Source organism: Plantibacter sp. PA-3-X8 (genome assembly GCF_003856975.1).
In the GTDB taxonomy this organism is placed as follows: Bacteria; Actinomycetota; Actinomycetes; order Actinomycetales; family Microbacteriaceae; genus Plantibacter; species Plantibacter auratus.
The window spans coordinates 1,792,458-1,808,530 of record NZ_CP033107.1 but is presented as its reverse complement, the minus strand read 5'-3'; the positions used below and the strand labels follow the sequence as shown (position 1 = coordinate 1,808,530).

20 protein-coding genes are annotated in these 16,073 nt (G+C 72.1%); 7 read left to right on the top strand and 13 right to left on the bottom strand.

What is annotated here, in order from left to right; translation table 11 throughout:
- Positions 1 to 33: 33 nt before the first annotated feature.
- Positions 34 to 174 (top strand): hypothetical protein, encoded by a 141-nt coding sequence (locus EAO79_RS19065; protein ID WP_159877829.1) that lies wholly within the window; start codon positions 34 to 36, stop codon positions 172 to 174.
- 26 nt (positions 175 to 200) lie between these two features.
- Here EAO79_RS19065 and EAO79_RS08625 read toward each other — a convergent pair whose 3' ends face one another.
- The 5 genes from EAO79_RS08625 to EAO79_RS08605 are packed head-to-tail and all read right to left on the bottom strand — an operon-like array spanning position 201 to position 4,117.
- Positions 201 to 962, bottom strand: coding sequence for a GH25 family lysozyme (locus tag EAO79_RS08625; RefSeq protein WP_124768731.1), 762 nt, complete (start codon positions 960 to 962; stop codon positions 201 to 203).
- 45 nt (positions 963 to 1,007) lie between these two features.
- Entirely contained in the window at positions 1,008 to 2,084 is a 1,077-nt protein-coding gene (locus tag EAO79_RS08620; protein WP_124768730.1) for a sulfate/molybdate ABC transporter ATP-binding protein, read from the bottom strand.
- Positions 2,081 to 2,848 carry an ABC transporter permease gene (locus EAO79_RS08615; RefSeq protein WP_124770124.1) on the bottom strand — a complete coding sequence of 256 codons (768 nt, stop codon included), beginning with the start codon at positions 2,846 to 2,848 and terminating at the stop codon, positions 2,081 to 2,083. Before EAO79_RS08615 ends, EAO79_RS08620 begins: the two co-directional genes overlap by 4 nt.
- Before the next feature lie 52 nt (positions 2,849 to 2,900).
- Positions 2,901 to 3,716: a molybdate ABC transporter substrate-binding protein gene (gene modA / locus EAO79_RS08610; RefSeq protein WP_124768729.1), complete on the bottom strand. Its 816-nt coding sequence runs from the start codon at positions 3,714 to 3,716 to the stop codon at positions 2,901 to 2,903.
- Positions 3,713 to 4,117, bottom strand: a complete 405-nt coding sequence (locus tag EAO79_RS08605; protein ID WP_079705145.1) for a molybdopterin-binding protein — start codon at positions 4,115 to 4,117, stop codon at positions 3,713 to 3,715. Before EAO79_RS08605 ends, modA begins: the two co-directional genes overlap by 4 nt.
- Before the next feature lie 125 nt (positions 4,118 to 4,242).
- Between EAO79_RS08605 and EAO79_RS08600 the strand changes: the two genes are divergently transcribed.
- Entirely contained in the window at positions 4,243 to 4,911 is a 669-nt protein-coding gene (locus EAO79_RS08600; RefSeq protein WP_124768728.1) for an SGNH/GDSL hydrolase family protein, read from the top strand.
- Positions 4,912 to 4,932: 21 nt separating this feature from the next.
- On the opposite strand, the gene EAO79_RS08595 is transcribed toward EAO79_RS08600, so the two are convergent.
- Both EAO79_RS08595 and coaBC read right to left on the bottom strand, forming a co-directional pair.
- Positions 4,933 to 6,228 carry a M23 family metallopeptidase gene (locus EAO79_RS08595; RefSeq protein WP_124768727.1) on the bottom strand — a complete coding sequence of 432 codons (1,296 nt, stop codon included), beginning with the start codon at positions 6,226 to 6,228 and terminating at the stop codon, positions 4,933 to 4,935.
- A gap of 19 nt (positions 6,229 to 6,247) precedes the next feature.
- Positions 6,248 to 7,564 carry a bifunctional phosphopantothenoylcysteine decarboxylase/phosphopantothenate--cysteine ligase CoaBC gene (gene coaBC, locus EAO79_RS08590; protein WP_124768726.1) on the bottom strand — a complete coding sequence of 439 codons (1,317 nt, stop codon included), beginning with the start codon at positions 7,562 to 7,564 and terminating at the stop codon, positions 6,248 to 6,250.
- A gap of 80 nt (positions 7,565 to 7,644) precedes the next feature.
- Between coaBC and EAO79_RS08585 the strand changes: the two genes are divergently transcribed.
- From EAO79_RS08585 to EAO79_RS08575, 3 genes are all read left to right on the top strand, one after another.
- On the top strand, positions 7,645 to 8,394 hold the full coding sequence (locus EAO79_RS08585; protein ID WP_164486923.1) for an NRDE family protein: 750 nt from the start codon (positions 7,645 to 7,647) through the stop codon (positions 8,392 to 8,394).
- 99 nt (positions 8,395 to 8,493) lie between these two features.
- Positions 8,494 to 9,399 carry a LysR family transcriptional regulator gene (locus EAO79_RS08580; RefSeq protein ID WP_124768724.1) on the top strand — a complete coding sequence of 302 codons (906 nt, stop codon included), beginning with the start codon at positions 8,494 to 8,496 and terminating at the stop codon, positions 9,397 to 9,399.
- Between the two features lie 223 nt (positions 9,400 to 9,622).
- On the top strand, positions 9,623 to 10,612 hold the full coding sequence (locus EAO79_RS08575) for an MBL fold metallo-hydrolase (protein WP_079705139.1): 990 nt from the start codon (positions 9,623 to 9,625) through the stop codon (positions 10,610 to 10,612).
- Between the two features lie 9 nt (positions 10,613 to 10,621).
- Here the strand turns inward: EAO79_RS08575 and EAO79_RS08570 are convergent, their stop codons facing one another.
- The 4 genes from EAO79_RS08570 to EAO79_RS08555 all read right to left on the bottom strand — a co-directional run bounded on the left by EAO79_RS08570 (position 10,622) and on the right by EAO79_RS08555 (position 12,827).
- Entirely contained in the window at positions 10,622 to 11,110 is a 489-nt protein-coding gene (locus tag EAO79_RS08570; protein WP_079705138.1) for a hypothetical protein, read from the bottom strand.
- A gap of 124 nt (positions 11,111 to 11,234) precedes the next feature.
- Positions 11,235 to 11,750, bottom strand: a complete 516-nt coding sequence (locus tag EAO79_RS08565) for a DUF427 domain-containing protein (RefSeq protein ID WP_079705137.1) — start codon at positions 11,748 to 11,750, stop codon at positions 11,235 to 11,237.
- 40 nt (positions 11,751 to 11,790) lie between these two features.
- A complete protein-coding gene (locus tag EAO79_RS08560) occupies positions 11,791 to 12,219 on the bottom strand; it encodes a hypothetical protein (protein ID WP_124768723.1) in 429 nt (142 codons plus the stop codon).
- Positions 12,216 to 12,827, bottom strand: coding sequence for a helix-turn-helix transcriptional regulator (locus EAO79_RS08555; protein WP_079705135.1), 612 nt, complete (start codon positions 12,825 to 12,827; stop codon positions 12,216 to 12,218). Before EAO79_RS08555 ends, EAO79_RS08560 begins: the two co-directional genes overlap by 4 nt.
- Positions 12,828 to 12,936: 109 nt before the next feature.
- Here EAO79_RS08555 and EAO79_RS08550 point away from each other — a divergent pair, with 109 nt between their 5' ends.
- Together EAO79_RS08550 and EAO79_RS08545 are read left to right on the top strand one after the other, a co-directional pair.
- Entirely contained in the window at positions 12,937 to 13,908 is a 972-nt protein-coding gene (locus tag EAO79_RS08550; RefSeq protein ID WP_124768722.1) for an NAD(P)/FAD-dependent oxidoreductase, read from the top strand.
- A 91-nt stretch (positions 13,909 to 13,999) separates the two neighbouring features.
- Positions 14,000 to 14,374, top strand: a complete 375-nt coding sequence (locus tag EAO79_RS08545; RefSeq protein ID WP_124768721.1) for an iron chaperone — start codon at positions 14,000 to 14,002, stop codon at positions 14,372 to 14,374.
- Positions 14,375 to 14,389: 15 nt separating this feature from the next.
- On the opposite strand, the gene EAO79_RS08540 is transcribed toward EAO79_RS08545, so the two are convergent.
- Both EAO79_RS08540 and EAO79_RS08535 read right to left on the bottom strand, forming a co-directional pair.
- Positions 14,390 to 15,592 (bottom strand): SLC13 family permease, encoded by a 1,203-nt coding sequence (locus EAO79_RS08540; protein ID WP_124768720.1) that lies wholly within the window; start codon positions 15,590 to 15,592, stop codon positions 14,390 to 14,392.
- A gap of 102 nt (positions 15,593 to 15,694) precedes the next feature.
- A complete protein-coding gene (locus EAO79_RS08535) occupies positions 15,695 to 16,072 on the bottom strand; it encodes a DUF1801 domain-containing protein (protein WP_124768719.1) in 378 nt (125 codons plus the stop codon).
- Position 16,073 lies beyond the last annotated feature (1 nt).

Genomic DNA, 16,073 nt, shown 5'->3' with positions numbered 1-16,073 from the left:
TGCCCAGCGCGACACCCGTCGTATCGTGGTCGTATGAGCAAGCACGCAGCGAACGACGACAACCTCCCCGAGGACCACGAGACCACCGAGGACTCCATCGAGCAGGAGGTCGACGGCGAGGACACGTTCCTCCCCATCGCCGAGCCGACCACCGGTCCCGCTCCCGCCCCGTAACCCGACGCGCCTCCGGGGGCCGCGGATCAGGGGCCGACGAGGGCCTGGAGGTCGCGCAGGGAGCCGTCGAAGACGTTCACGTCGATGAACTCCTCCTTGCCGACGTACCCGGGCAGCCGCTCCCGGCTGGTGTACTGCCAGAGGTCCCACGCCCGCCCGTCCGACAGGACCGGCGGCGTGACGACCGAGCGGATCCAGATCGGGTTCCGCTCGTACGAGCCCGCGAGGAACGCGTCGTAGTACCGCATGGTGGCGTAGATGATCGGCGGCCGACCGTAGTGCTCCTCGAGTGCCGTGAGGAGCGGATCGAGCACGGCAGCGACCCGCTCCGCACTCGGTGGCGTCCGGCAGTAATCGGCGTAGCACTCGAGGTCGATGGTGATCGGGAGAGCGCCCGCCGTGACCGGCACGGTGTCGAAGATGTTCTGCGCCTGCGTCTCGGCAGGGCTGTCGAAACTCAGGAAGTGGTACGCCCCGATCAGCAAGCCGGTCTCGTCGGCCGCTCGTTGCGCGCCCGCCCAGTTCGCGGCGAACCGTTCGTCCTGATCGCCGGATCCCTCGGTCGCCTTCATGATCGCGAAGTCGATGGGCTGCGCCGCGAGCACGTCCCAGTCGATCTCGCCCTGGTAGGAGGAGACGTCGACACCGCGCACCGCGTACGAGGCGGCCAGGATCGCGTTCGGCCGCACCAGCCCCATGGCGACGAGCGCCGCGCAGATCCCGCCGATCGCGAGGGTGCCGGCCGCCCCGACGACGATCGGCAACCAGCGTCTCCAGAATCGGTTCATCGGCTCACTCTGTCACGTCTCGGCCGTGTCCCGATGCAGGACGCCTCAGCGCGGGTAGAGGACGGCTGCCCGCGGGTCGACCACGAAGTCGACGACGTCCCCCGTCGACCAGCCCGCGGCCGCGAGCTGCTGCACGGCGACGTCGGCGGTGATGAGCGCCGAGCGGACCCGGACGACGTCGCCGCGGGGTTCGACGTCGGTGATCGTCGCGCGGACGGCGCCTGACGCACTCGGGCCGCCAGAGCCGTCAGCCTCGCGGACCTCGACGCGGGACGGTCGGAACGCGCAGGCGACGGCGACCCCGGCCGGGATCGGGTCGGCCTCCGCGGAGGAGTCGACCTCGACATCCGTTCCGTCCGGCAGACGGAGCCCGCGTGCCGTGCGGACGCCCGTCAGCAGTTCGAGTCCCGCGAGGTCCGCGGTGAACGCCGTCCGCGGCCGCTCGAGCACCTCCGCCGTCGGCCCCTGCTCGACGACGCGCCCGGCGTCCAGGACGATCACCCGGTCCGCGAGTGTGTACGCGTCGAGCACCTCGTGCGTCACGAGCACGGTCGTCCGCCCACGCAACTGGTCGCGGAGCATGCGGCGGAGGTGCGGGGCGACCGTCGCATCGAGCGCGGCCATCGGTTCGTCGAGGAGGAGCAGGGCCGGGTCCGGGGCCAGCGCGCGGGCGAGCGCCACCCGCTGCGCCTGGCCGCCGGACAACTCGGCAGGACGGCGCCCCTCGAGCTCGGACGCCTCGACCTCCGCGAGCCGTCGTCGGGCGATGTCCCGAGCCTCGCCGCGTGACGCACCGGCGACCAGCGGGCCGTAGGCGACGTTGTCGAGCACGGAGCGGTGGGGGAAGAGCATTGCTTCCTGGGCCAGGGGCGAGATCCCCCGCCGATGCGGCGGCGACCACTGGTCCCGAGCCGATCCACCGACCGCGAACAGCTCGCGACCGGCGAGGGTCGCGTGACCGGTGTCCGGACGCAGGAGCCCGGCGAGGACCGCGAGCAGCGTCGACTTGCCGGCGCCGTTGGGGCCGAGCACGGCGACGGTCTCCCCCGCGGCGAGGTCCACGGCGAGCTCCCAGTCGCGTTCACGCAGCGTCGCTCGGAACGCCAGGGCCGCCCCGGTCATCGAACCACTCCGGCGACGGTCCGTCCACGGCGGATCGACCCCTGCGCCCCAGCGACGCCGACGACGAGCACGGCCACGACGACGAGGACGAGCGACAGTGCGACAGCGGCGTCGGGATCCGTCTCGCGCTGCAGGTAGATCTCGAGCGGCAGCGTCCGGGTGACCCCCTGGAGGCTGCCCGCGAAGGTGAGGGTCGCCCCGAACTCGCCGAGGGCCCGCGCGAACGAGAGGATCGCGCCCGACACGACGGCGGGCGCGAGGAGCGGCAGCGTGACGGTGCGGAAGACGGTGGTGGGACGAGCACCGAGTGTCGCGGCGACGGCTTCGTACCGCGAGCCGGTCGTGCGGATCGCCCCCTCCAGGCTCAGCACGAGGAACGGCAGGGCGACGAAGGTCTGGGCGAGGACGACGGCGGTCGTGGAGAACGCGATGTCGATCCCGGCGTCCGCGAGTGCCGGTCCGAGCAGGCCGAGCCGGCCGAAGGTGTAGAGCAGGGCGATCCCGCCGACGACGGGCGGGAGCACGAGCGGGAGGAGGACGAGCGACCGCAGCAGACGCTGCCCCGGGAACCGGGTGCGCGCGAGGACGAGGGCGAGCGGCACGCCGAACACGATGCAGAGGGCCGTCGCGAGTGACGACGTCCGCAGACTCAGCCCGAGCGCCGCGACCGACGACTCCGAGCTGACGAGCGCACCGAAGTCCGCCCAGTCCACCCGCAGGACGATCGCGACGAGCGGCAGCAGGACGAACGCCGCGCCGACCATGGCAACGACGACGATCCAGCGGGGCACCCCCGAGCCGAGTCCTCTCACGGGGTCACGGTGCGCCGAAGCCGGCTTTGGCGAGCACCCGCTGTCCCTCGGCGCTCACGACGTAGGCCGCAAAGGCCGCCGCGACCGTGGGGTTCGCGCTCCCTGCGAGCGGCGCGATCGGGTAGGTGTTGACGGCCTTCGACGACTCGGGGAAGGTGATACCCCGCACGGCGTCGCCGGCCGCGATGACGTCGGTCACGTAGACGAGCCCGGCGTCGGCCTCGCCCGAGGTCACCTTGCCGAGGACGTCGGTCACCGACGACTCCTCGCTGACCGGGCTCAGCGCGACACCCGAGGCGTCCTCGACGGCGACGGTGGCCGCTCCACAGGGGACCTGCGGCGCGCACACGACCGTCTTGACGCCCGGACGGGCGAGATCGGCGAAGGTCTCCACGCCGGCGGGGTTCGACGGGGGCACGGCGATCTGCAGGACGTTGGTCGCGAAGTCGACCGGGTCGCCCTCGACGAGGTCGGCATCGGTCAGCTTCGCCATGTTCTTCTCGTCTGCGGACGCGAACACGTCGCCGGGAGCACCGTTCGTGAGCTGCGTGACGAGGTCGGAGGATCCGGCGAAGGTCAGCTCGACCGTCGTACCGGGGTGCGCCTCCTCGAAGTCCTCCGCGAGCGCGGTGAAGGTCGTCTTGAGCGAAGCCGCCGCGTAGACCGTGATCGAGCCGCTGAGCTCGGCCACCGCGGTTGAGGCGGTGGGTGTCGGCGTCGCGGCGGGGGCGGCGCACGCGGAGGCTGCGAGCAAGACGCCGGTGCCGAGGGCAAGTGCGCTGAACAGTCGGAAGGACCGACGGGGTGCGGTGCGGTTCATGAGCTCGCCTTCGGGGTCTCGATGAGGACCGTCGTGGCCTTCACGACGGCGATGGCCGTGGAGCCGAGTTCGAGGCCGAGTTCACGCACGGCCTCACTGCTCATGAGCGACACCACGCGATGCGGGCCGCACTGCAGTTCCACCTGCGCCATGACCGTGTCCATCGTGATGTCGGTGACGATGCCGACGAAGCGGTTGCGTGCCGAGCGTCCGATCTCCGAGGGGTCGACGGGGAGGACGGCGTTCTGCCTGGCCAGTTGAGCGAGCGACAGGCCGTCGACGACGCCACGGCCTGCGTCGTCCTTCGCGCTGACGAGTGCGCCCTGGTCGATCCAGCGACGGACGGTGTCGTCGCTGACCCCGAGGAACAGGGCGGCGTCTCGGATACGGATCTGCGGCATGGAGTCAGGCTAGTGCACGTATTCGCGTTGACACGACCTAGCTGTAACCGCATTCGCGCTTCGGGTCGTCGGCGGCCGACCGGCGCTTCGACCCTCCGCGACGCCCACCGCTCCGAAGCATCCCTATGAGATCACGACTGCTCGCCGCCGTCACCCTGCTCGCCCTCGCCACTGGCCTCACCGCCTGCGCGTCCCCCGGCTCGGGGACCGGCGGCGCCCCGGGCGACGGACCGCTCGTCGCGTTCTACGGCGATTCGTACACCCTCGGCACCGGAGCGAGCGACCCGGCCAACCGCTGGTCCACCGTCGTCAGCGAGGAACGCGGCTGGCGGGAGTTCAACCCCAGCGTCAACGGCCTCGGGTTCGTGAACCACCGCGACCGCTTCGGCGACGGCAGCGGCGACCTGCCCTCCCTCATCATCGCCGAGCAGCCCGACATCGTCTTCGTCACGATGGGGCTCAACGACGCGTTCAGCTTCGACGATGCCGCCGACCGGATCCACGAGCAGATCACGACGGACCTGCAGCGCCTCCGCGACGCGCTCCCGGAGGCCCGCTTCATCGTCGTCGAACCGTTCTGGTACACCGACGAGCGTCCGCAGTCGATCGAGACGATCATCGGCTGGGTGGACGACGCCGCGCAGGAGATCGACGCCGACACCATCCCCGGGGCGTCGCACTGGATCGAGGGGCACCCAGAGTGGATGGCCGCAGACGGCCTCCACCCGAACGACGAGGGGTACGCGGAGATGGCTCGGCGGATGGATGCCGAGCTCGAGCGACTCGGACTCTGACGCCCCGGTGTCCGTCGCCGCTCAGCCCAGGCGGATGCCCCGGTCAGCCATGAACGGGACGGCATCGACGCGCGAGCCGCCGATCCTGACCTCGAAGTGCACGTGGCATCCGGTCGAGGCACCCGTCGTCCCGACGAGCGAGATGTTCTGACCGGCGGACACCCACTGCCCCTCGCCGACGAGGATGCTGCTGTTGTGCGCGTACCCGGTCATGACGCCGCCACCGTGGTCGACGAGGACCCAGTTGCCGTAGGTGCCGAGCCAGCCGGCGTAGACGACCGTGCCGGCGTTCGCGGCGTAGACCGCTCGCCCGCAACCCGCTCCGATGTCGGTGCCCGAGTGGAACGGGTTGACGCCGGGCACGGGGCGACCGGGTCGCGGTCCGTAGTTGTCGGTGATCCGGCCGGAGATCGGCAGGGCCCACCCCTGGCTCCCGACGGCACCCGAGGCACCGCCGCCACCGCCGCCGCCACCTCCGCCACCGCCGGCGTTCGCAGCGGCCTCGGCAGCCGCCCGTGCAGCCTCAGCCGCAGCCGCCGCGGCTGCAGCAGCAGCGGCCGCAGCCGCCTTCACTTCCTCGCCCTTGCGGTAGTCGGCCTCGGTGGCTGCGCGGTTCTCCTTGAGGACCACGAGCTGGGCCTCGAGCGTCGCGAGGTACTCCTGCTGCTCGGACACGGCGGTCTCGGCGTCGGCACGGGCTGCGACCGCGTCCCCGAGGGCGGTCTCGGCCGCCGCGGCGAGCTCGCCGAGGGCAGCCTCGGCGATGGTCGCCTGCTCGGTGAGGAGCGACGCCGTGTTCGCATCGGTCCTCGCCCGGTCGTAGGTGCCGTCCGTGGACTCGCTGAGCTTCGTGATCGTGCTCAAGCGCCCGAGGAGCGACTCCGGCTCCTGGCCGTCGAGGAATGCGGCGGTACTGAGGTCGACGTTCCCCGACCGCAACCACGCGGCGACGAGCGCGCCGGCCTGGCGTTTGGAGGCCTGCGCCGCGGTCGTCGCGGCGACGGCCTGCTCGTGGAGCGAGACGGCACGGTAGCTCGCCTCGTCGACGGCCAGCTGAGCGGCCTCGTACTCGTCGGCACGGAGGACGGCCTCGGCTTCGGCGAGCGCCGCAGCGGTCTTCAGCTGCTGGACGAGCCCTTCGATCTGACCGATGGTCGACTGCTTCGAGGATTCGCTCGAGCGGGCCGCCTCGACGTCCTCCCAGCTGGGGTACTCCGTAGCTGCGGCCGGCTGTGCGAGACCCATCGAGAGGACGATGACTCCGGCGAGGGCCGCGGCGATGGAGGCGCGACGGCGCGCGGGACGGAGGCGTGGCATGGTGCCATCGTGGCAGTGGTCAGCCCTGTTCGGGGGGAGGCTCGCCCGCCTGGGAACGAACCGGCTCCGCCCGGTGGGCGAGCATGATGTCGAGGAGCCGGTCGGCGATGCTGCGCTTCGATCCGGTCGCCTCACCGACCACCTCGCCGGCACCGTCGATCACGACGACCTCGTTGTCGGGCGTGCCGAAGCCGTTCGTCCACCCCACGCGATTGAGCACGAGGAGGTCGGCGCCCTTGCGTACCGCCTTGGCCCGGCCGAGGGCCAGCAACTCCTCGCGGTCGGTGGCGGTCTCCGCGGCGAACCCGACGACCATCCGTCCCGGCACCCGGGCCGCGGCGAGTCCGGCGAGCACGTCGGGGTTGCGGACGAGTCGCAGGGTGAGCTCGTCGCCGGTGTCGTCCTTCTTGATCTTCCGTTCGGCGATCTCGGCGGCGCGGTAGTCCGCCACAGCGGCCGCCATGACCACGAGCGTCGCGTGGGCCGCCACGTCTTCCATGGCCGCTGCGAGTTCCGCTGCGGTGCCGACCGGGACGACCCGCAGACCGTCGACCGCATCCGCTTCGGCCGCGACGTCGGAGTCCAGGTGCGCCGCGACGAGCACGACCTCGGCTCCGCGCTCGGCGGCGGCCTGCGCGATGGCGAGCCCCTGCCGACCGCTCGACCGGTTCCCGAGGAACCGCACCGGGTCGAGCGGCTCCCGGGTGCCGCCGGCCGAGACGACGACGCGCTCGGCGCGGAAATCGTCCGGGTGCGCGTCCGCTCCACCGCTGCGTCCGGCGAGCAGCGCCAAGCCGGCGGCCACGATGTCGTCGGGTTCGCTCATGCGTCCCGCCCCCGTGTCGCCGCCGGTCAGCGCGCCGTGCGCCGGCCCGATGACGGCCACCCCGCGCGATCGCAGGAGGGCGACGTTCGCGGTCGTCGCCGGGTGCTGCCACATCTCGGTGTGCATCGCCGGCGCCAGCAGGACCGGCGCCCGGCTGGCCAGGATGGTGGTGCCGAGGAGGTCGTCGGAGAGTCCCGCCGCGAGTTTCGCGAGGGTGTTGGCCGTCGTCGGCGCCACGACGATGAGCTCCGCGCGCTGCCCGAGGGCGACGTGCCGGACTTCGGCGACGCCGTCGTACAGCGAGGTCGTGACGGGGTTCCGGCTGATCGCCTCGAGGGTCGGCAGGCCGACGAACCGGAGTGCGCTCTCAGTCGGCACCACGTGGACGTCGAATCCCGCGAGCACGAACCCGCGGACGACGCCGACCGCCTTGTACGCGGCGATCCCGCCCGTGATCCCGACGACGACCGTGCGCCCCGCCGCCTCCCGCGATGCGTCCTGCACGCCCATGCCGCCTCCTCGCTTCCGGCGCTCCCGCGCCGGGTCCTCGTCTAGTCTGTCCTAGTCCGGCCGGCCGAGGAGGAACCAGCGTGTGCACCGTGATCATCGACTTCGAGCCGGGGCGCGCGTGGCCGATCGCCGTGCTCGGGCTGCGAGACGAACAGCCGGGGCGTGCCTGGGACCCACCAGGCGCGTGGTGGCCCGGACTCGGTGACAGCGTCCGCGGCATCCACGACCGCGAAGCGGGCGGCGCGTGGCTGGCGACGAACGACGGCGCCCCGGGCGGCCCCCGGGCGGCGGTGGTCCTCAACCGACGCGAGGACCTCGACATGCCCGCCGCCGGGTGGACCTCGCGGGGCGTGCTGCCGCTGGAAGCCGTCACGACCGGCGTCGACCCGGACGACGCCCGCAGCGCCAGGTCCTGGAACCTCGTGGAGCTGCGTCCTGACCGCGTCACCGTCACGAGCTGGGACGGCACCTCACCCCGGTCCATCGACGTCGAACCCGGTCTCCACCTCGTGACGCACGAGGGCCCCGACCACCTCGACGTCCCACGGGTCCACCGGTGGCGGCCGGCCTTCCTCGACGTCCCGTCGCCCATCGGGCCGTTGGACGGTGCGACGGCCGCGTCCTGGGAGCCGTGGTTGCGCACGTTGCGCTCCACGACGACCGTGCGCGCCGATGCCGACGAGGCGATCGTCCGCATCGACGACCACGACGGCCTGCGTCTCGCCTCGCTCTCGGTGACGGCGCTCTCGCTCGGCCCCGACGGTGCGGTGCTCCGGAACGCCCGACTCGCCGAGCCCGGCCATCTGCCGGAAGAGCTCGTCTGGGAGTGACCAGGACGGCGACGGTCGGCACCCGCCGGGAGCCACGGGACCCGGATCGGACTGCCACCCGTGTGGAGGGCGCCCTGGCGCGCTCGATACTGTTGCAGCATGGCCCTGAACCCCGTGCGACTGCGACTGCTCGAGGCGTTCGACCGCCTCGGTACGATCCGCGCCGTCGGCCGTGAGCTCGACCTCAGCCCCTCGACCGTCTCGCAGCAGCTCTCCGTGCTCGAGGCCGAGACCGGCGCCGCGCTCCTGGAACGACGCGGCCGGACGCTCACCCTGACGCCGACGGGTGCGCTGCTCGTCGAGCGCGCTCGGGCCCTGCTCGCGCAGATGGACGCCATCGAGGTCGAACTGGCCGAGGTCGAGTCCGAGCCGTCCGGTCGGTTCCGCATCGCCGGGTTCGCGAGCGTCATCGCCCCGATCCTCATCCCGGCCGCGCGCTCCCTCGCGCGGCAGTACCCGCGCCTCGAGGTCGAACTCATCGAGGTCGAACCGCACGAGAGCACCACCGCCGTCCAGCGGGGCAGCTGCGACGTCGTGATCACCGTCGATCAGGAGGACGGGTTCCTCCTCGACCCCTCAGTGCACAGCGTGCCGCTCACCACCGACCCGCTCCTGCTCATCGCGCCGCTCGACCACCGACTGGCCGCGCAGGATCAGGTCACCTTCAGCGAGCTGCAGACGGAGTCCTGGGCCCTCGACGCACCGGGCACCTACCTCGGCGAACTCGTCCCGCTGATCTGTCGTCGCGCGGGGTTCGAGCCGAGGGTGGCCGGACGGTTCACGAGTTACGAGGTCGTCATCGACCACGTGGCCGCCGGGCTGTCGATCGCCGTGCTCCCGGACATCGCGATCGGCTCGCGGACGGACGTCGTGCGGAAGCCCATCGCCGGGATGAGCGAGCGGAAGATCGTCGCGACGGCGCGGAAGGGCTCACTGCAGCGTTCGGCCGTCGCGGCAGCGCTCGCAGCCGTCCAACGGGCCACGGACGAGGCCGTCGCCCGCTGAGCCGCCGCGGAACCGGCCGAGCCTCCTGCGGGGAGGATCAGCCGTGGTAGCCCGACTTGGCCATGGCGACGAGCGCCCCGACCAGGCCGATGCCGCCGAAGACGGTGATGAAGGCGATCACGCCGATGAGGATGTCGTTGACGGTCATGCACCCATCGTACTGAACCCGACGGGCCCCACGACTAGGGTTGGTCCGTCCCCCGACACCACCCGGAGCAGCACCATGATCACCTCATCGAGCGAGTCCCAGGCTGCCGCCTTCCGCGACGGCCGGATCCCTGCGACGGAGCACCTCGACGCCGACACGGTCGTCATCGCCGTCCCGACCGGCGACCCCGGCAATCCCTTCACCCTCTGCTCGGTCCTCTTCGGCACCGACGGTCGCGCGATCGTCGTCGACCCCGGAACCGACACCCCCGAGGGCCGCGAGCACCTGTTGCGGGAGCTCCGCGGCATCGGGGTGACGACGCTCACGGGCGTCGTCGTGACCCACCTGCACCCCGACCACCTCGGCCTCGCCGGCGCCCTCCGCGACGAGCTCGCCGCACCCGTCCTCATGCACCGTCTCGAAGACGAGGCGGCGGGCTCGACGCCACCGGGCCCGGCCGACCTCGCTGCGGCGTTGGACGAGTGGGGCGTCCCGGCCGACGACACGACCGTGCGCCCCTGGGCCACTGGTGCGACGGCACCCGCCGGGCACCTCGGCGACACCCGTGCGGACCGGACGCTCGAGGACGGCGAGCTGCTGACGCTCCCCGGTCGCTCGATCAGGGTCCTGCACACCCCCGGCCATACGACGGGCCACCTCACCCTGCGCGATGAGGACCGCGGCTACCTGTTCACGGGCGACCACGTGCTGCCGACGATCTTCTCGGGGCTCGGGCTCGGCGCGCGCACCTCGGAGAATCCGGTGACGGCCTACCTGTCATCACTCGACCGCGTCCGCGGATACGACGGCGATCAGGTGGTCCCCGGACACGGCTTCCGGTTCACGGGACTCGCGGACCGCTGCGATGAGCTGTCCGCGCACCATCTGCGGCGAGCCGACGAGGTGCGCTCCGTCCTCGCGGACGACCCCGACGCGAGCGTGTGGACCATCGCCTCCCGCATCGGCTGGTCGGCCGGATGGGACGCGCTGACCGGTCTCCTCCGCGTCTCGGCCCTCACGCAGACCGACTGGCACCGGGCGCGCCTTCAACAGCTCGCCGGCTGACCGTCCGCGCTACCGGCTGAGGCCGGCCCACCCGGATCGACGACGCGCCAGCGCCCGTTCGAAGGCGTAGAGCCCACCGCCGGCCGCCACCCCGGCGGCGAGCACCGCGAACACGACGACCCCGATCGTCGAGGCGAGTCCGATGGGTGCGGCGATGAGGCCGCCGACGATCAGGACGAGGAAGGCCGCACCACCACCGGCGATCCAGGCCCGGTGGACCGGGCCCCGCTCGCCCCAGTGGTCGAGGATGCCGAGCGCCAGCAGCGCACCGACCGCCCCGACGGCGGCGAGCATCCCTCCGACGAGTCCACCGACGAGGACGGCGATCCCGCCGAGATCGGCCGGATGCACCGAGACGGTCCCGACCGTCCCGAAGAGCTCTGCACCGGCCGCGAGGGCCGCTCCGGCGACCGCTCCGACGCTGACGGCGAGGCCGAACAGCGGGACGACACGGAGGAGGGACCAACCCGGGTCCGCTGCTTCATCGAACACGTCCATGGCTTCGACCGCCTCCTGCGCGCCTCGTCGTCGACGGCGCTTGGCGCTCAGCGTGGCATGTCGGTGCGTGGTGCCCCAGGGCGTTGCGCGCGGAGGAGGAGCGGGTGTAAGGCTGCGGCGTCTGCTACCAGCCGCGCGTGCCCGGGGCGCCCTTGAACGGCCCGACGATGCCCGGCGTGATCCATCCGCCGTAGAAGTCGCCCTCCTGCGCCTGCACCGGCACGCCGTCGACCTCGCAGGCGTCCATGCGTCCCGGATAGACGGCGATCATGCCGAACAGCGGCGCGTATCCCGGACGCGGATCGGGGTAGGTCCACGCGGCGGCACCGGCGACCGCGTCGCCCACCCGCACGTCGAGGTAGTGGGCCTCGCCCTTGAACTCGCACATGGTCGTCCCGTCGACCGGCACCAGGACCCCCGGCGAGAAGTCCGCCGCCGGGACGTAGTACACCGGCGGGTGGCTCGTCTCCAGGACCCGGACCGCGGCCGTCGACTCCGCGATGACCGTGCCGCCGAACCGGATCACGACGCGCTCGTCGCGCGGCTCGACCCGCGGCGGACGCGGGTACTCCCAGACGGACTCCTCACCGGGTCCGGGCTGGACGGGCAGGGGGCGGCGGAATCGCGAGGAGTCGGGCATCTCCCCATGCTGCCCGGTCCACCTGAGCGACGACCGCGAATCAGGCGCGCCGGCCCACGGTCCGGAGCGCGAGCCAGAGCAACCAGGCACCCGCCGCCGCATACCCGATCAGTAGCAGCACGACGGCCGTCGACCCGAGGTCGTAGACGACGGGGATCACCGGCGAGCCACCGACGCCGGCGTCCGTCGACTTCCCGTTCGCGGTCAGGAGGGCCAGGACGAGCAGCACCGCGGCGCTCGCGAGGATCGGTCCGCCAGTGGCCCAGACCTTCTGCTTGGTCGTCCAGGCGCGCGACCGCCACAGCATGACCATGCCGGCCACCCAGCCGACGAACGGCACGACGAGCCCTCCGAGCATCACGAACAGGGCTGCCGTGAACGCGAACCCGCGGCGTTCGAGGACCTGCTCCGCGAACGGCCGGCCGTCCTCGGGTGGGCGGGCACCCTCCTCGTCATCGTGTCCGATCATGCGCTCCTCCTCGTCGACGTCGCGCGGACGTGCATCCGTTCGCCCTGCTTGCCGAACAGGCTGAGGAACTCCACCGCTGCGGCCTCAGCCCGGCCGAACCAGTGCGGGACGCGGGTGTCGAACTCGGCGACCTCACCCGCGGTGAGGACGATGTCCTGGTCGCCGAGGAGAAGCCGCAACCGGCCGTTGAGGACGTAGAGCCATTCGTAGCCCTCGTGGACCTTCTGCGTCTCGGGCGTCTGCGGGCCGTCGCCGCCGTGGATGATGCTCTTGAACGCGTGGAGGCCGCCCGATCGACGCGTCAGCGGCACGATCGTCTGGCCGTACCGCTGGACGGGCTTCAGGTGGACGCGGGGATCACCCGTCTGCGGAGCGCCGACGAGGTCGTCCAGAGGCACCTGGTGCGCTTTGGCGAGCGGCAGGAGCAGCTCGAGGTTCGGTCGGCGCTGGCCCGACTCGAGCCGGGAGAGGGTGGAGACCGAGATGCCCGTCTCAGCCGACAGGGCGGCGAGGGTGGTGCCGCGATGCTGCCGGATGGCTCGCAGCCTCGGCCCGACGGCATCCAGGACGCCGTCGATGGACCGTTGCTCGTCGTGTGCATGCGCCATGGGTCGATTCTCGCTCGTACGTTGCCGCTTCGGCAAGTGTTCTTGCCACTTCGGCACCGCTGGGCGCACCCTGGACACCTCCCAGCACGTCGACCGAACGGAACGATCCATGAGCACCCCCGTCACCCCAGCACCCACCACCGACCTCGTCGACGCCGTCATCGTCGGCGGGGGCGCCGCCGGGCTCAGCGCAGCCATCATGCTCGGACGATCACGACGGTCCGTGATCGTCGTCGACGGCGGCGAGCCCCGGAACGCGCCCGCCGACGGCGTCCACGGTTTCCTGTCCCGCGAGGGCACCCCGCCTCGCGAGCTCCTGCGCCTCGGCCGCGCGGAGGTGGCGTCGTACGGCGTCCGCGTCGTCGACGGTCAGGTCGTCGATGCGAGGCGTGACGATGACGGATTCACCCTGACGACGGCGGACGGCGCGATCGTCCGAGGTCGCCGCCTCCTCATCGCCACCGGCACCGCCGACGAGCTCCCGTCCATCCCCGGCCTCTGGGAGCGGTTCGGCCGCGACGCCCTCCACTGCCCCTACTGCCACGGCTGGGAGGTCCAGGACCGCGTGATCGGTGTCCTCGGCACGAACGCGGAGGCCGCAGCCCATCAGGCGCAGCTGTTCCGGCAGCTGAGCGACCGGGTCGTCGTGCTCCGCAACACCGCGGGCGCCTTCACGGCGGAGCAGGAGGCGGCATTCGCGGCGCGGGGCATCGAGGTGGTCGACGGCGTCGTGGAGCGGCTCGAGATCGCCGACGACCGGCTCGTCGGCGTGCGACTGGACGACGGCCGCACCGTCCCCGTCGAGGCGCTGGCCGTCGCCCCGGTCAACCGAGTGCGCGCCGAGGCGTTCACCGGTCTCGGGCTCCACACGCGACCGCACCCGCGTGGGGCCGAGTTCGGGGACGCGATCGGCGTCGACGAACTGGGCGCCACCTCGGTGCCGGGTGTCTGGGCGGCCGGAGACGTCACCAACCTGCGTACCCAGGTCCTGCAGGCGGCGGCCGCCGGATCGATGGCAGGTGCGATCATGAACGCCGACCTCGTCCAGGAGGACGTACGCCGCGCCCTCGCGAAGCGGTAGAACCACCACTGTTGCGCGAGACGCGGACATGGGACGATGACGGCACGGGGGCAGGGGCTCCCGTGCCGTCTCCGTTCCGACGAGGAGAGACATGCCGGGTGCACCCACAACGATCGACGACTACCTCGCCGCGCAACCCACCGACGCCGCGGACGCCATCGAGGAGATCCGACTCCGCGTCCACCGCATCGTGCCTGGAGTCACCGAGGCCATCCGCTACGGCATGCCGACGTTCATGCTCGACGACCGCTACCTGCTCTACCTCGGCGCCTGGAAGCACCACATCGCCCTGTACTCGATCCCGCCGTTCGACGGCCCCCTCCAGAACGCCGTCGCCGACTACCGGGCCGCGAAGGACACGCTGCAGTTCCCGTTCAGCCGGCCGATCCCCTTCGAGCTCATCGACCGGATCGTCACGGAGCTGTTGGAGCGGCGTCGGGCGGCGGACGCACGCCACGAGCATTGAGGGCGGCGTGGGAAGTCACGGGAGCATCGCGCCGGCACCGTGGGCCAGCCAGAGCCCGACGGTGGCGAGGGCGACCGTCAGCGGGGCGACCACGAAGCCGAGCGCGATGAACCGGCCCCAACCGAACTCGACGTCCGCCGCGGTGAGCCGCGCGTGCCAGAGCAGCGTCGCGAGCGCCGCCCACGGGGTGATGAGCGCGCCCGCGTTCACGCCGATGAGCAGTGCCGCGAAGCGCACGGGGTCGCCGGCCACCGGCTCGAGGGCCAGGTACGCCGGGAGGTTGTCGACGAGGTTGGCGCTCGCCATGCCGACCCCCGCCAGCTGCAGGAGCGCCAGGAGCGAGTCGCCGGTCCCCGCGATGGACGCGAGCGCCCGCGCGAGCCCGAGGGCGTGAGCCGCCTCCACCACGAGGAACAGTCCTGAGGCGAGCAGGACGAGCTGCCACGGAACGAGGGCCGGACGGAGCGCCCCGGGACGCCGGATGAGGAAGACGACCACGAGGATCACCGCCGCACCGAGCGCCGACATCCACACCGGGATGCCGGACACCAGCAGCGGCAGGAGCACGAGCACGACGAGCCCGGACGTCCACAGCAGCACCCGGTCGTCGTCCTGCGCCTCCACGTCCACCGTGTAGGCACCGGCGAGCTGACGGCGGTACACGATCGCGAGGACCACGCACGGGACCACGACCGCGATGATCGCGGGGACGACCATGAGCGCTGCGAATCCGCCAGGGCCGAGCGGACCGCCACCCGAGGCCGTGGCGGCCTCGTCGATCGCGTGCTCCGCGAGGAGGTTGGTGAGGTTCGACACCGGCAGCAGCAGCGACGCCGTGCATGCCAGCCAGACGGTGGTCAGGGCGAACGGCACCGGCGACAGCCCGGCGTGCCTCGCGAGCGTGATGACGACCGGCGTCAGGAGGACGGCCGTGGTGTCGAGCGAGAGGAAGACGGTGCTGAGCGTGGCCAGCGCGACGACGAGCAGCCAGAGCAACCAGGTGCTCCCCCGGCCCCAGCGCACGAGCCGCGAGGCGACGAGGGTGAACAGGCCGGCGTCCGCAGCGAGTTCGGCGACGACGGTGATCGCGACGACGAACAGGAGGATCGGCCAGACGCGGTCGGCGATGCCGAGGGCCTCCGGGGCGGGGAGGACACCGGTGAGGATCGCGATCGTCCCGATGACGAGCAGCACGAGGCCGAGCACGGCACTGCGCACGAGGCCTCCTTCACCGCCGGTCCGTCGGTGCGCTGTCGCCCGCTCGGCAGTCGATCATACGACGGCTCGCCGACCGCGTGCTCCCGCGCTCGTCGACGGGTGTCAGGCCCGCACCCAGCGCCCGATGAGTTCGAGCAGGGCGGGCTCGGCATCCGCCGCCGCTTCGATGCTGGAGAAGGTGACGACACCGCGGTCGGGTGCCGCCCACACCACCAGTCCGGAGGGGTCGTCGAACCGGAAGGCGTCGCTGTCGTCCCGCTGATGCGCGCCCCGGTGCAGGATGATCCGGATGCGGTTCGCCGGGTGCAGAGCGAAGGTGACGCGGTCCTCGCCGTCGTAGACGAAGCTCGGCGCCTTCCACTTGAGGTGCTCCGACATGCCCTCGTCCGAGGCCATGATCGCCTCGCGCAGCCGCACGACCGCCGGCTTCAGCTGGTGCGTGAGGGAGGCGAGGTAGGCGTCGACCTCGGCGGAGCTCATG